Consider the following 13,888-nt stretch of genomic DNA (forward strand, 5'->3'; position numbering starts at 1 on the left):
GCTCACGGGGGTTCCGGGACGTCCTTCAGCCCGGTCGGCAAGCGGCGGGTCGGGCACCTCCTGACGGTCCGGCCGTTCGACGACACGTGACGCCGTTACCCGCGCGCATAGCCGCGTTCTTCGCGTTTGCGCAGGTCAGTTCACCCGGTCGTCACGCTACGGCAGTCATTGCGACGCACAGCTGGCGCACGGTGCAGGGGCCGGTCCGCCCGGACCGCCATCCCCTCCGAAGGAGTACCGACCGATGACAGTCCACAGACCGCGCCGCCTTGCAGCGGTGGCGCTCGGCGCGCTCATGGTGGGGACGGCCCTGCCGGCTGCCGCCACCCCCGGTGCCGCGCCGTTCGAACCGTCCGACGACCAGGCCGCGCCCGCCGACGGGGCCGAGCCGCTCGGCCCCGTCCTCCCGATGCAGTACGAGCCCGCGACGGCGACCCCCGAGCAGGAGGCCGCCGGCGCCCCCACGCTCACCCCCGCCGACGGCACGCGCGTGTCGGGCCACCAGACGCTCGTCGCCGAGCCCACCTCGGTCGACGACCCGGTCGAGTCCCTCGCCGTGGACGGCGAGCCGGTCCCCGCGCGCACGACCCTCGGCGGCGACGAGAACGCGCTGTTCCAGGTCAACGTCGGCAGCAACTCGATGTCGCGCGGCTTCGACAACTACCTCGTCGTCAACGGGACGCGCCTGACGATCTTCGAGACGTACGCGAGCGAGGCCACCCGCGTCGAGGTGCCCTACGAGCTCCTCGTGCACGGCGAGAACCACATCACCATCGGTGCCGGCGGCCGCCCGTCCGCCTGCGGCGTCAACTTCGACGACTTCGTCCTCGACGACTTCCGGCTCGTCCTCGCCGACGGCACGGAGATCCGCGACGACGCCAACCCCGACAACGTGACCGTCGGCGACGGCAGCTGTGGCTCGAACACGGAGCGGAGCACGACCCAGGACCTCACGTTCACCATCGACGGTGAGCCCACGGCCGAGTCCGGCCTGCTCCACGTGCTCGACACGACCACCGTCGACGACGGCGAGCACGAGGTGACGGCGTCGACCGAGTCCGGCGCCGAGACCACCCAGACCATCACGACGGACAACACGGGCCCCGCGCTCGTCTCGTCCAGCCCCGCCGCGGGCGACGACCTCCTCGGCGAGTTCACCATCGGTGCCGAGGTGGCCGACGACGCCGGCGTGCGCGGCCCGGTCGCGGTCACCCTCGACGGCGAGCCGATCCGCATCGGCTCGACCCTGAGCACCGACGACCTCACCCCGGGCGAGCACGAGCTCGTCGTCGAGTCGAGCGACTCGCTCGGTAACGCCTCGCGCCACGTCCTGCCCTTCACCACCGCGCCGAACTCGCCCACGATCGGCGCGATGAGCCCGGAGAGCGGTTCGCGCGACCAGGACGGCGCCGTCGACCTGTCCGTCGACGTCACCGACCCGAACGGCGCCGACGTGACGACCACGTTCTACGCCGCCGACCCCGCGCGGCCCGACGCCGCGTACCAGGGCACGGCCGCCGAGCTCCCGCTCAGCCAGCTCGACTTCACCGGCCAGACCGAGGCGGCCACCGACGCGCTGCGCCCCGGTGACGACGAGGTGCTGCGCAGCCCGGCCGCCGAGGGCGTGACCTACCAGCGCTTCGACGTCCCCGTCGAGGGCTCGGACGACGACGAGATGGTGGTCTCCTGGTCCGGCCAGGTCGACCCCGCCCGCGGCGTGCGCCTCTACGCGTGGAACGCCGAGGAGCTGACCTGGGAGCGGCTCGCCGACGCCCGCGGCGCGTCCGACGGCGACACCCACCTGTCCGGCCCGGCCACCGCCGTGCACGACGACGCCGGTGAGGTGCACCTCCTGGTCGAGGGCTACGACCCCTTCGCCGACGACGTCCCCGGCGAGCCGGACGGAGCGTTCCGCGACCCGGAGAGCTACGACTTCTCGCTCGCCCACGTCACCGACACGCAGTACTACTCGGAGGGGGCTGTTGGTGCCGCCGGCGGTGTCCCGGACTCGCTGCCCGAGGAGGAGCGCCAGGCGTTCGCGGACTCCTACCGCGGCATCGTCGACTGGCTCGTGGAGAACGAGGACGAGCGCAACCTCGCCTACGCGTTCCACACCGGGGACGTGGTGCAGAACCACATCGTCACCACGGACGACGAGGAGTGGATGGGGCTCGTCCACGACGAGTACCAGTTCGCCAGCGACATGCAGACGGTGCTCGACGAGGCCGGCATCCCGAACGGGATCCTGCCCGGCAACCACGACAACATCTACGGCGCGAACAACGACGTCTTCAACGAGTACTTCGGCCCGGAGCGGTACGAGGCGCTCTCCGAGGGATGGGAGAACGCCAGCTACGGCGGCCCGTGGCAGCCGGGCGACAACTCGGCGCACTACGACCTGTTCACGGCCGGTGGCCTCGACTTCATCGCGGTGCACCTGCCGTACTGGAGCTCGGACGCGCAGCTGACCTGGGCCCGCGAGATCCTCGCGGAGCACCCGGACCGGAACGGCATCGTCGCGACCCACGTCTACCTGGGGGCGTCGTCGTCCCCCGACGGCCGTGGTGCCGGGTTCGGCGCGCCCGACGGGCAGCCGATCTTCGACGAGGTCGTCTCGCAGAGCCCGAACGTGTTCCTTACCCTCAGCGGGCACATCCACGGTGTCGGCACTAACGTCCGCACGGACGTCGCCGAGCCGGGGCACAACGTGGTCGAGATGCTGGCGGACTACCAGAACTACGAGGTCGACGGCGCCCGCGCCTCCGGCTTCTTCCGCATGCTGCAGTTCGACGTCGACCGGTCCGAGATGACGGTGGACACCTACTCGCCGCGCATCGACAACCACGGCGCGACCGAGTTCGACACCAACGAGCGCTACGACGGCACCGAGGACGAGATGACGCTCCCCGTCAACCTCACCTCGCGGACCACGTCGATCGCGACGGACGCCGTCTCGGTGGCCGTCCTCTCCGACGACGTCATCGGTGAGGACACGGTGGCCGGCGAGGGGACGGCGACCGCGCAGTGGACCGACCTCGCCGCGGACGAGACGCACGGCTGGTACGCCGTGGCCGAGAACGCCACGGGCGGCCGGACGGTCTCCCCGCTGGCGACGTTCGCCACCGCGGCCGGCGACGGCGAGGACCCCGAGGAACCGGGCGAGCCCGGTGAGCCGGTGCCGCCGACGCCGGGTCGTGGGTTCTACCTCAATGACGGCTGGGACGCGGTCGCGGAGCACGAGTTCTCCTTCGGCCGCGCCGGTGACGAGGTGCTCGTGGGTGACTGGGACGGCGACGGGAGCGACTCGCTCGCGGTCCGTCGCGGGAACAGCTACTTCCTGTCCAACTCGCTGTACGGCGGGAACGCGGACGTCGAGCTGGACTATGGCCGCGCCGGCGACACCGTGCTGGTCGGTGACTGGGACGGCGACGGCGTGGACACCTTCGCCGTGCGCCGGGGCAACGCCTACTTCGTGTCCAACACCCTCGAGTCGGGCGACGCGGACACCGAGCTGGCCTACGGCCGCGCTGACGACGCCGTCCTCGTGGGTGACTACGACGGCGACGCGATCGACACGTTCACCGTCCGGCGTGGGAACACCTACTTCATCGCCAACTCGCTGACCGGTGGCAACGCCGATGCCGAGCTCGACTACGGCCGGGCCACGGACGAGGTGTACGTCGGTGACTGGGACGGTGACGCGGTCGACACGTTCGCGGTGCGGCGTGGGATCACGTTCTTCGTCTCGAACTCGCTCACGGCGGTCAACGCCGAGATCGAGCAGGACTACGGCCGCTCCGGTGACGAGGTCTTCGTCGGCGACTGGGACGGCAACGGCACCGACACCGTCGGCATCCGCCGCTGACCGATCACCAGCTGATGGCGAGTGAGCGCCGCCCGGACCACGGTCCGGGCGGCGCTCACTCGTCTGCGAGAAGCGCGCTCGTCACCTCGATGAGTCGCTCCCGCAGCGGCGCCGCCCGCACCGCCATCTCCTTCTGCCGGCGCGCATACTCCGCCCTCCCGGCGGGCTCCTCGATGCGCACCGGCGCAAGCCCGTAGCCCGACACGTCGTACGGCGCCGCGGCCATGTCGAGCCGCCGCACGTCGAGGGCGAGATCGGCGCAGTCGAGCAGCAGCTCGCCGGGGACCGCGGGCCCCAGCGTGAGGCACCACCGCAGCAGGTCCATGTTGACGTGCAGGCAGCCGGGCTGGTCGAGCTCGATCTGTCGCTCACGGGTGGGCGTGAGGGTGTTGAGGGGTTCGGCGTCGGGCGTGAAGAACCGGTACGCATCGAAGTGGCTGCAGCGGATCGTCGCCGACTCGACCGCGGCGTCCGTGGCCGCCTGCCCGAGCCGCAGCGGTAGCGGGTGCCGGTGCCGTTCCTGCCGGTAGACCATCGCCCACTCGTGCCAGCCGAAGCAGCCGAGGGTGGGCGCCCGGCCGGCCGTGCGGCGCAGCAGCTGGTCGACCCACCGCACGCCGTCGCCGCGGTCGGCCACGAACGCGGGCACGTCCAGGGTCACGCCGCCGTCCTCGGTGCGGCGGTGCCAGCGCCAGGCGGAGCGCTCGTCGAGGTCGGCGACCGATTCCGCGCCCTCGCCCGCGGGGTGGGCATCGGCGGGGTGCGCGTCGTCGTCGGGCAGGAGCTCCACCCCGACCCCGGGGTGCCACCGACGTGCCTTGCCCGGCTTGAACGGGTAGTACTCGTAGAGGAAGTCCTCGACCGCGTGCTTCTCGTGGCGCGAGCGCCGAGCGCGATGGCCGGCGGTGAACGCGTCCGCGCGCGCGGCGTGCTCGGCGGCGCGCGCCCGCCAGTTCCTCGCCGTCAGTCGCACGTCGCCCAGGGTAGGCAGGTCACCTCACCGCCCCCGACGACGACGAACCGCGCGTTCCGTGGGTGGCCGCCGCCCTGAGCCGCACTCTCGACCATCCGTGGTGGGCCTGAACCGCACTCTCGACCACCGGGGCTGCTCCCAACCGCAATCTCGACGAGCACGAACCGCAATCTCGGCGAGCCATAGGATCGGGGCATGCGCATCGCCCGCTTCGTCACCGACGGCAACCCCCGCTACGGCGTCCTCGACGAGGACTCCGCCGAGCTCGTGGTCCTCAAGTCCGACCCGCTGTTCGCCGGGTTCGACACGACGGGGGAGCGGGTCCCGCTCGACTCGGCCCGGCTGCTCTCGCCGGTCATCCCGCGCTCGAAGGTCATCGGCCTCGCCCGCAGCTACCGCACCGACGAGATGCCGGACCCGGAGCCGGTGCTGTTCATCAAGCCCAACACCTCCGTCATCGGCCCCGACGACCCGGTGGTGCTGCCGCGGTGGAGCAGCGAGGTCTGGTACGAGGCCGAGCTCGCCGTGGTCATCGGCCGGATGGGCAAGGACGTGCCCGTCGAGCGCGCCGACGAGATCATCTTCGGGTACACCGCCGCCAACGACTACACGGCTAAGGACCAGCTCGCCCCGGGCACGTCGTGGACGCGGGCGAAGGCCTGGGACACGTCGACGCCGATCGGCCCGTACCTCGCGCTCGACCTCGAGCCGGACGACCTCGCCGTGCGCGCGCGGGTCGACGGCGGGCTCACCCAGGACGGCCGCACCTCGCAGCTCGTCTCGACGGTGCGGGAGATCGTCGCCCAGGTCTCGGAGGTCTTCACGCTCCTGCCGGGCGACGTCGTGCTCACCGGGACGCCCGCCGGCAACGGGATCGTCACCGAGGGGCAGCGGGTCGAGGTCGAGGTCGAGGGCATCGGCTCGTTCACCAACCCGATCCTGCGCCGGGACTGAACCGGCGCCCGACTACCCTGGGCGCACCATGACTGACACCGCCGCCCCGCGCCCCGACGTCCGCGTCCGCTTCTGCCCGTCCCCGACCGGCACGCCCCACGTGGGCCTCGTGCGCACCGCCCTGTTCAACTGGGCCTGGGCGCGGCACACCGGCGGCACGTTCGTCTTCCGCATCGAGGACACCGACGCGGCGCGCGACAGCCAGGAGAGCTACGACCAGCTCATCGACACGATGCGCTGGCTCGGCCTCGACTGGGACGAGGGCGTCGAGGTCGGCGGCCCGCACGGCCCCTACCGGCAGTCCGAGCGCGGCGAGATCCACGCGGGCGTCATCGAGCAGCTGCGTGCGGCCGGCTACCTCTACGAGTCCTTCTCGACGCCGGAGGAGGTCGAGGCCCGTCACCGCGCGGCCGGGCGTGACCCCAAGCTCGGCTACGACAATTTCGACCGCGACCTCACCGACGACCAGGTGGCCGCGTTCCGCGCCGAGGGCCGGGAACCGTCCCTGCGGATGCGGATGCCGGCCGAGGACATCACCTTCGACGACCTCGTCCGCGGCGAGATCACGTTCACGGCGGGGTCGGTGCCGGACTTCGTCGTCGTGCGGGCCAACGGGCAGCCGCTCTACACGCTCGTCAACCCCGTCGACGACGCGCTCATGGGCATCACCCACGTCCTGCGCGGCGAGGACATCCTCTCCTCGACCCCGCGGCAGATCGCGCTGCACCGCGCGCTCGCCGAGCTCGGCGTCTCGGCCCAGGTCCCGGAGTTCGGGCACCTGCCCTACGTCATGGGGGAGGGCAACAAGAAGCTCTCCAAGCGCGACCCCGAGTCCAACCTCTTCCTCCACCGCGAGCGCGGGATGATCCCCGAGGGCCTGCTCAACTACCTCGCCCTGCTCGGCTGGTCGATCGCGCCGGACAACGACCTGTTCACGCGCGAGGAGATGGTCGCCGCCTTCGACATCCGCGACGTCCTGGCCAACCCGGCGCGCTTCGACAACGACAAGGCCACCGCCATCAACGCCGAGCACGTACGCCGCCTCGAGGTCGGCGACCTCGCGCGCCGGCTCGTGCCGTTCCTGCACTCCGGCGGGTTCGTGGCAGCGGACTCCTACGAGGCGCTGACCGACCGCGAGCGCGAGATCCTCGACGCCGTCGCCCCGCTCGTGCAGACCCGCATGCAGGTGCTCGGCGAGGTCACCGACATGGCCGGCTTCCTCTTCGTCGACGGCGCCGACCTCACCTACGACGAGAAGGCCGTCGGCAAGCTCGCCGACACCGCGCCGTCCGTCCTCGCCTCGGGCCGCGAGGCCCTCGCGGCGCTTCCCGCGGACGGGTTCACGACGGCGAACATCGAGGCCGCGCTGCGGGCCGCTGTCGTCGAGGGACTGGGGATCAAGCCGCGCCACGCGTTCGGTCCGCTGCGCGTGGCCGTCACCGGGCGTCAGGTCTCCCCGCCGCTGTTCGAGTCGATGGAGATCCTCGGGAGCGACGAGACGCTCGCGCGGATCGACCGGCTCGCCGGGCAGCTGGGGGAGTAGGACGGACCGGCGGGGGACCGGCGTCACGTCGGGGTCGTGAGGTCCCTCACCGGAGGCCCGATCCGGTTGGACGACCCGGTTGAAGAGGGTAAAGTTCAACGCCGGTACGAGGTCGCGAGTTCGGCCCCGGAGCGTGCTCCGGAAGCTGACCATCGGACGACCGACTACCCCCATGGGGTATGGTGTAATTGGCAACACGACTGGTTCTGGTCCAGTTATTCTAGGTTCGAGTCCTGGTACCCCAGCTCCTCCGGCGCCCCGGCGTCGGACGTCACCGCCTCGTTCGGTGGCAGGCCCCCATCGTTTAGCGGCCTAGGACACCGCCCTCTCACGGCGGCGGCGCGGGTTCGAATCCCGCTGGGGGTACACGGTGACTGACCTCACCGGCACGTCGGAGCCCATCGGGTGACGGCGGGGCGTCGGTCCGGTAATGTCTCCCGGGCGCCGCGGCGCACAGCACGATCGCAGGACACAACAGCACATCGGAGGCCCCCATCGTTTAGCGGCCTAGGACACCGCCCTCTCACGGCGGCGGCGCGGGTTCGAATCCCGCTGGGGGTACAGATCGACGGCCCCCGGACCACATGGTCCGGGGGCCGTCGTCATGCCCGGCCGCGGCCGCGCCGGCGGGCCACCCGGGTGCCGGCCGCGCGCTCGTCGTCGGACCGGTCCCGAGCCTGGCCGGGACGGGACGGGACGGGCCCGACGCGCCTACTCCTCGGCGTCCTCGTCGGTGGTGCGCACGACCTCGCTCAGGCGGTTCGCCGCGGCCATGACGGCGGGTGCGAAGTGGCGGCCCGGCTGCCGGCCCATCCGCTCGATCGGCCCGGAGACGGACACCGCGGCGACCACGCGCCCCGACGGCCCGCGTACGGGCGCCGACACCGAGGCGACCCCGGCCTCCCGCTCGCCGACGGACTGGGCCCAGCCCCGGCGTCGGACCTGGGAGAGCATCGTCGCGGTGAAGGTGGCCCCGTGCAGCCCGCGGTGGAGCCGGTCCGGCTCCTCCCACGCGAGCAGCGTCTGGGCGGCGGAGCCGGCGAGCATCGACAGGGTCGCGCCCACGGGGATCGAGTCGCGCAGGCCCACCGGCCGGTCGGCGGCGGCCACGCAGATGCGCTGCTCGCCCTGCCGGCGGAAGAGCTGGGCCGACTCGCTCGTGTGGTCGCGCAGCGCGAGCAGCACCGGGCCGGCCGCGGCGAGCAGCCGGTCCTCGCCCGCGGCCGACGCGAGCTCACCGAGGCGTGGGCCGAGCACGAACCGCCCCTGCATGTCGCGCGAGACGAGGCGGTGGAACTCGAGGGCGACCGCGAGGCGGTGCGCCGTCGGGCGGGCGAGGTGAGTGGCAGCGACGAGCTGGGCGAGGGTGGCCGGCCCCGACTCGAGGGCCGCGAGCACTGCCGCGGCCTTGTCAAGGACGCCGACTCCGCTAGAGTTGTCCATGGATCAAGACTACTATCTCAGCCCCTGAGATGCACGCACGTTGGACGGACGTGCGGTTCGGACCGGATGAAGGAGTACGGATGAGCGGCACGCTCGCCGAGAAGGTGTGGCAGGAGCACGTGGTGGCACGCGGGGAGGACGGCGCCCCCGACCTCCTCTACATCGACCTCCACCTCGTGCACGAGGTGACGAGCCCGCAGGCCTTCGAGGGCCTCCGGCTCGCCGGCCGCCAGGTGCGTCGCCCCGACCTGACGATCGCCACCGAGGACCACAACACGCCCACGGTCAACATCGACCTGCCGATCGCCGACCGCACGTCGCGCAAGCAGATCGACACGCTGCGCGCCAACGCCGAGGAGTTCGGTGTCCGGATCCACTCGCTCGGTGACGCCGAGCAGGGCATCGTCCACGTGGTCGGCCCGCAGCTGGGGCTCACGATGCCCGGGATGACCGTGGTCTGCGGCGACTCGCACACCTCGACCCACGGCGCGTTCGGGGCGCTCGCGTTCGGCATCGGCACCTCCGAGGTCGAGCACGTCCTCGCCACCCAGACCCTCCCGCTCGCGCCCTTCAAGACGATGGCGATCAACGTCGAGGGCGAGCTGCGACCGGGGACGACGTCGAAGGACATCATCCTCGCCGTCATCGCCAAGATCGGCACCGGCGGCGGCCAGGGCTACGTCCTGGAGTACCGGGGCGAGGCGATCCGCAAGCTCTCCATGGAGGCGCGGATGACGATCTGCAACATGTCGATCGAGGCCGGCGCCCGCGCGGGCATGATCGCCCCCGACGAGACGACCTTCGAGTACGTCAAGGGCCGCCCGCACGCGCCGCAGGGCGCGGACTGGGACGCCGCCGTCGAGCACTGGAGGACGCTGCGCACGGACGACGACGCGGTCTTCGACGCCGAGGTCACCCTCAGCGCCGCGGACCTCGAGCCGTTTGTCACGTGGGGCACGAACCCCGGCCAGGGCCTGCCGATCTCCGGCGCCGTCCCGGACCCCGCGGACATCGCCGACGAGAACTCCCGCAAGGCCGCCGAGCGCGCCCTGGAGTACATGGCGCTCACCCCGGGCACGCCGCTCAAGGACATCGCCGTCGACACGGTGTTCATCGGCTCGTGCACGAACGGGCGGATCGAGGACCTGCGTTCCGTCGTCGAGGTCATCAAGGGCAAGACGAAGGCCGACGACGTCCGGGTCCTCGTGGTCCCGGGCTCGGCCCGGGTCCGCCTCCAGGCCGAGGCCGAGGGCCTGGACAAGGTGTTCGCCGAGTTCGGCGCCGAGTGGCGCAACGCGGGCTGCTCGATGTGCCTGGGCATGAACCCCGACCAGCTGGCCCCCGGCGAGCGCGCGGCGTCGACCTCGAACCGCAACTTCGAGGGACGCCAGGGCAAGGGCGGCCGCACCCACCTCGTCTCGCCGCTCGTGGCCGCCGCCACCGCGATCCGCGGCACCCTGTCCACGCCCGCCGACCTGGAGCCGGCCGCCGAGCCCGTCGGCGCCGGCGCCTGAGGAGGAGCACGCCATGGAGAAGTTCACCACCCACACCGGGGTCGGCGTCCCGCTGCGGCGCAGCAACGTCGACACGGACCAGATCATCCCGGCCGTCTACCTCAAGCGCGTCACCCGCACCGGCTTCGAGGACGCCCTGTTCGCCGCCTGGCGCGGCGACCCGGACTTCGTCCTCAACCAGCCGGCCTACGCCGGGGCGTCCGTGCTCGTGGCCGGCCCGGACTTCGGCACCGGCTCCTCCCGCGAGCACGCCGTCTGGGCGCTCAAGGACTACGGCTTCCGCGTGGTGCTGTCCACGAAGTTCGCCGACATCTTCCGCGGCAACTCCGGCAAGCAGGGCCTGGTCGCCGGCCAGCTCGCCGCCGAGGACGCCGAGGTGCTGTTCAAGATCCTCGAGTCCGAGCCGGGCACGCCCGTGACCGTCGACCTCGAGTCGCGCACGGCGACCGCGGGCGACGTCACCGTGCCGTTCCAGATCGACGACTACACCCGCTGGCGCCTGATGGAGGGCCTCGACGACATCGGGCTCACCCTCCAGAAGGAGGACAGCATCGAGGCGTTCGAGCAGACGCGCGCCGACTGGCGCCCCAAGACGCTGCCCGCCCGCACGCTGGGCCCGGGCGAGGTCACGCTCGCCCGCCCGGTCGGCGAGGAGGCCGCTCTCGGCTGAGCCGCGTCGGTCGGCACCGGCGCGGGACGCCCGACGAGGCGCCCGCGCCGGCGGCCGTTCGTCGTCGTCGGACGCCCCGGTCCTCGCCGTCCCGACGTGAGGCGGGGATGAGAGCTCTCTCCCCGCGACGCCCCGTGAGTGCCCTCACGGCGGTCCGGGGGAGGCGCGACGTATCCTGAACGGCGTCACGCGCCGACCGGTGCGCGGCACCGCCCCCGGCTGGCCCAGGGGCCCACCGCGTCCGGCGACCGCCCGCGGCGCACGGATCGGAGGCTCGATGAGCGACCTGCTGACGATGAACGACGTCCTGACGATCGAGGGCGGTCGGCCCCTGAGCGGCGAGATCACGGTCCGCGGCGCGAAGAATCTCGTCTCCAAGGCGATGGTGGCCGCGCTGCTCGGCGAGACGCCCTCGGAGCTGCGCAACGTCCCCGACATCCGCGACGTCGAGGTCGTCTCCGGCCTGCTGAGCATCCATGGGGTCGGCATCGAGCACGACCACGAGGCCGGCGTCCTGCGGATGGACCCGAGCAACGTCGAGTCGGCGCACGTCGCGGACATCGACGCCCACGCGGGGTCCTCGCGGATCCCGATCCTCTTCTGCGGCCCGCTGCTGCACCGCCTCGGCGAGGCCTTCATCCCGGACCTCGGCGGCTGCCGCATCGGAGACCGACCGATCGACTTCCACCTCAACATCCTGCGCGAGTTCGGCGCGGTCGTGGACAAGCAGCCCTCCGGCATCGCCATCACGGCGCCGAAGGGCCTCAAGGGCTCCGTCATCGAGCTGCCCTACCCGTCGGTCGGCGCCACCGAGCAGACCCTGCTCACCGCCGTGCGCGCCGAGGGTCGCACCGAGCTGCGCGGCGCCGCGACCGAGCCCGAGATCCTCGACCTCATCGCCGTCCTGCAGAAGATGGGCGCGATCATCTCGGTCGACACCGACCGCACGATCCGCATCGAGGGCGTCGACCGCCTCGAGGGCTTCCGGCACAACAGCCTCTCCGACCGCATCGAGGCCGCGTCCTGGGCCTCCGCCGCGCTCGCCACTGGCGGCGACATCCTCGTCAAGGGCGCGACCCAGCCCGAGATGATGACCTTCCTCAACACCTTCCGGAAGGTCGGGGGCGCGTTCGACGTCCGCGACGACGGCATCCGCTTCTGGCACCCCGGCGGCGACCTCCAGCCGATCGTCCTCGAGACGGCCGTGCACCCGGGCTTCATGACGGACTGGCAGCAGCCGCTCGTCGTGGCGCTCACGCAGGCCGAGGGGCTGTCGATCGTCCACGAGACCGTGTACGAGAACCGGTTCGGCTTCACCGAGGCGCTGCGCGGCATGGGCGCCGAGATCCAGGTCTACCGCGACTGCCTCGGCGGCTCGCAGTGCCGGTTCGGGCAGCGGAACTTCTACCACTCGGCCGTCATCTCCGGCCGGACCCCGCTCAAGGCGGCCGACATCGTCGTGCCCGACCTGCGCGGCGGCTTCTCCCACCTCATCGCGGCGCTCGCCGCCGAGGGCACCTCCCGGGTCAGCGGCATCACGCTCATCAACCGCGGGTACGAGCACTTCATGGACAAGCTCGAGGCCCTCGGCGCCGCCGCCTCGATGACCGACTGATCGATGTCCGACTGACACCGCCGGGCCCCTCCGGGTCCCGAAGCACCACCCCGCCCGACGCCGGAGCGCACCTCGCGCTCCGGCGTCGGGTCGTTCGGTGGCCGGGTGCCGTCACGGGGGTTCATCGAGATTGCGGTTGGTGCAGGAACCGAGACCACGGCGTGCACCAACCGCACTCTCGACGACGACGAACCGCAATCTCGACGACGGGGTGGGATGACAAACCTCATGGGGCGGCCGTGACGGGGGCAGGTGACCCGGTGAGTGCACGCACTGGGGAGGGGGCGGATCCGGCGGCATCGTGGATGCCATGACGACGACGACCAGCACCCAGGCACCCCACCGACCCGGTCCCGGCACCGAGACCGACACCGTCATCGAGGCGCGCGACCTGCGCCGCTCCTACGGCTCCGGCAAGGAGACCTACGAGGCCGTCCGCGGCATCGACCTCACCGTCCGCCGCGGCGAGCTGTTCGCGCTGCTCGGCACCAACGGCGCCGGCAAGACCTCCACCCTCGAGGTCCTCGAGGGCCTCGGCCGGAGGAGCGGCGGCACCGTCTCCGTCCTCGGCGGCGACCCCGTCAAGGACCGCGCCCGCATCCGTCCCCGCACCGGCGTCCTGCTCCAGGAGGGCGGGTTCGTCGCCGAGCTCACCGTCATGGACACCGCCCGCTCGTGGCACGGCACGCTGCCCAGCTCGATCGGGCCCGAGGCCGCGCTGTCGATGGTCGAGCTCGACCACCGTCTCGACGTCCGCGTCCCGTCGCTGTCCGGCGGCGAGCGGCGCCGTCTCGACCTCGCGCTCGCGCTCATGGGCGACCCGGAGCTCCTCTTCCTCGACGAACCGACCGCCGGCCTCGACCCGCAGTCGCGGGCCGTCCTGTGGGACCTCGTGCGCGCCCGGCTCGCCGGTGGCACCACCGTCGTGCTCACCACGCACTACCTCGAGGAGGCCGAGTCCCTCGCCGACCGGATCGCCATCATGCACCAGGGCGAGATCGTCAGGGAGGGCACGCTCGCGGACATCGTCGCCGACGAGCCGGAGCGGATCTCCTTCACCACCGCCGGCACCGAGCACGTGCCCGTCGCCGGACTGCCGCACCTGCTCGCCCGCCCCGCCCACGAGCGCGGCCGTACGGTCCTCGAGACCCACGACCTCCAGGCCACCCTCACGGCGCTGCTGACCGCCGCGTCCGACGCCGATGTCCGCATCGAGGGGCTGGACGCCCGCCACGCCTCGCTCGAGCAGGTCTTCCTCGGCGTCGCCGGCTCCGAGCTCGACCAGCAGGCCGCCGCATGAGCGCCCGGGCC

General features: G+C 72.2%; 9 protein-coding genes and 3 tRNA genes. 10 read left to right on the plus strand and 2 right to left on the minus strand.

What is annotated here, in order from left to right; all coding sequences use genetic code 11:
* Nucleotides 1–244 precede the first annotated feature (244 nt).
* Nucleotides 245–3,865, plus strand: coding sequence for a hypothetical protein (locus ACZLMO_RS13020; RefSeq protein WP_463653999.1), 3,621 nt, complete (start codon nucleotides 245–247; stop codon nucleotides 3,863–3,865).
* Between the two features lie 55 nt (nucleotides 3,866–3,920).
* Here the strand turns inward: ACZLMO_RS13020 and ACZLMO_RS13025 are convergent, their stop codons facing one another.
* Nucleotides 3,921–4,838, minus strand: coding sequence for a 3-methyladenine DNA glycosylase (locus ACZLMO_RS13025; protein ID WP_425712830.1), 918 nt, complete (start codon nucleotides 4,836–4,838; stop codon nucleotides 3,921–3,923).
* 195 nt (nucleotides 4,839–5,033) lie between these two features.
* Between ACZLMO_RS13025 and ACZLMO_RS13030 the strand changes: the two genes are divergently transcribed.
* The 5 genes from ACZLMO_RS13030 to ACZLMO_RS13050 all read left to right on the plus strand — a co-directional run bounded on the left by ACZLMO_RS13030 (nucleotide 5,034) and on the right by ACZLMO_RS13050 (nucleotide 7,896).
* Nucleotides 5,034–5,792, plus strand: a complete 759-nt coding sequence (locus ACZLMO_RS13030; protein ID WP_463654000.1) for a fumarylacetoacetate hydrolase family protein — start codon at nucleotides 5,034–5,036, stop codon at nucleotides 5,790–5,792.
* Between the two features lie 28 nt (nucleotides 5,793–5,820).
* Nucleotides 5,821–7,335 carry a glutamate--tRNA ligase gene (gltX, locus tag ACZLMO_RS13035; protein WP_425712832.1) on the plus strand — a complete coding sequence of 505 codons (1,515 nt, stop codon included), beginning with the start codon at nucleotides 5,821–5,823 and terminating at the stop codon, nucleotides 7,333–7,335.
* Nucleotides 7,336–7,508: 173 nt separating this feature from the next.
* Nucleotides 7,509–7,580, plus strand: a tRNA-Gln gene (locus ACZLMO_RS13040).
* Nucleotides 7,581–7,628: 48 nt separating this feature from the next.
* Nucleotides 7,629–7,701, plus strand: a tRNA-Glu gene (locus ACZLMO_RS13045).
* A gap of 122 nt (nucleotides 7,702–7,823) precedes the next feature.
* Nucleotides 7,824–7,896, plus strand: a tRNA-Glu gene (locus ACZLMO_RS13050).
* 150 nt (nucleotides 7,897–8,046) lie between these two features.
* On the opposite strand, the gene ACZLMO_RS13055 is transcribed toward ACZLMO_RS13050, so the two are convergent.
* Nucleotides 8,047–8,778, minus strand: coding sequence for an IclR family transcriptional regulator (locus tag ACZLMO_RS13055; RefSeq protein WP_425712833.1), 732 nt, complete (start codon nucleotides 8,776–8,778; stop codon nucleotides 8,047–8,049).
* A gap of 80 nt (nucleotides 8,779–8,858) precedes the next feature.
* Here ACZLMO_RS13055 and leuC point away from each other — a divergent pair, with 80 nt between their 5' ends.
* The 4 genes from leuC to ACZLMO_RS13075 all read left to right on the plus strand — a co-directional run bounded on the left by leuC (nucleotide 8,859) and on the right by ACZLMO_RS13075 (nucleotide 13,877).
* Nucleotides 8,859–10,292, plus strand: coding sequence for a 3-isopropylmalate dehydratase large subunit (leuC, locus tag ACZLMO_RS13060; protein WP_463654001.1), 1,434 nt, complete (start codon nucleotides 8,859–8,861; stop codon nucleotides 10,290–10,292).
* Nucleotides 10,293–10,305: 13 nt separating this feature from the next.
* Complete coding sequence (leuD, locus tag ACZLMO_RS13065) at nucleotides 10,306–10,962, plus strand: 3-isopropylmalate dehydratase small subunit (RefSeq protein ID WP_425712835.1); 657 nt, start codon at nucleotides 10,306–10,308, stop codon at nucleotides 10,960–10,962.
* A gap of 295 nt (nucleotides 10,963–11,257) precedes the next feature.
* Nucleotides 11,258–12,577 (plus strand): UDP-N-acetylglucosamine 1-carboxyvinyltransferase, encoded by a 1,320-nt coding sequence (gene murA / locus ACZLMO_RS13070; RefSeq protein ID WP_425713186.1) that lies wholly within the window; start codon nucleotides 11,258–11,260, stop codon nucleotides 12,575–12,577.
* Between the two features lie 310 nt (nucleotides 12,578–12,887).
* Nucleotides 12,888–13,877, plus strand: a complete 990-nt coding sequence (locus ACZLMO_RS13075) for an ABC transporter ATP-binding protein (protein WP_463654002.1) — start codon at nucleotides 12,888–12,890, stop codon at nucleotides 13,875–13,877.
* Nucleotides 13,878–13,888 lie beyond the last annotated feature (11 nt).

Source organism: Georgenia sp. G2120 (assembly GCF_055326485.1).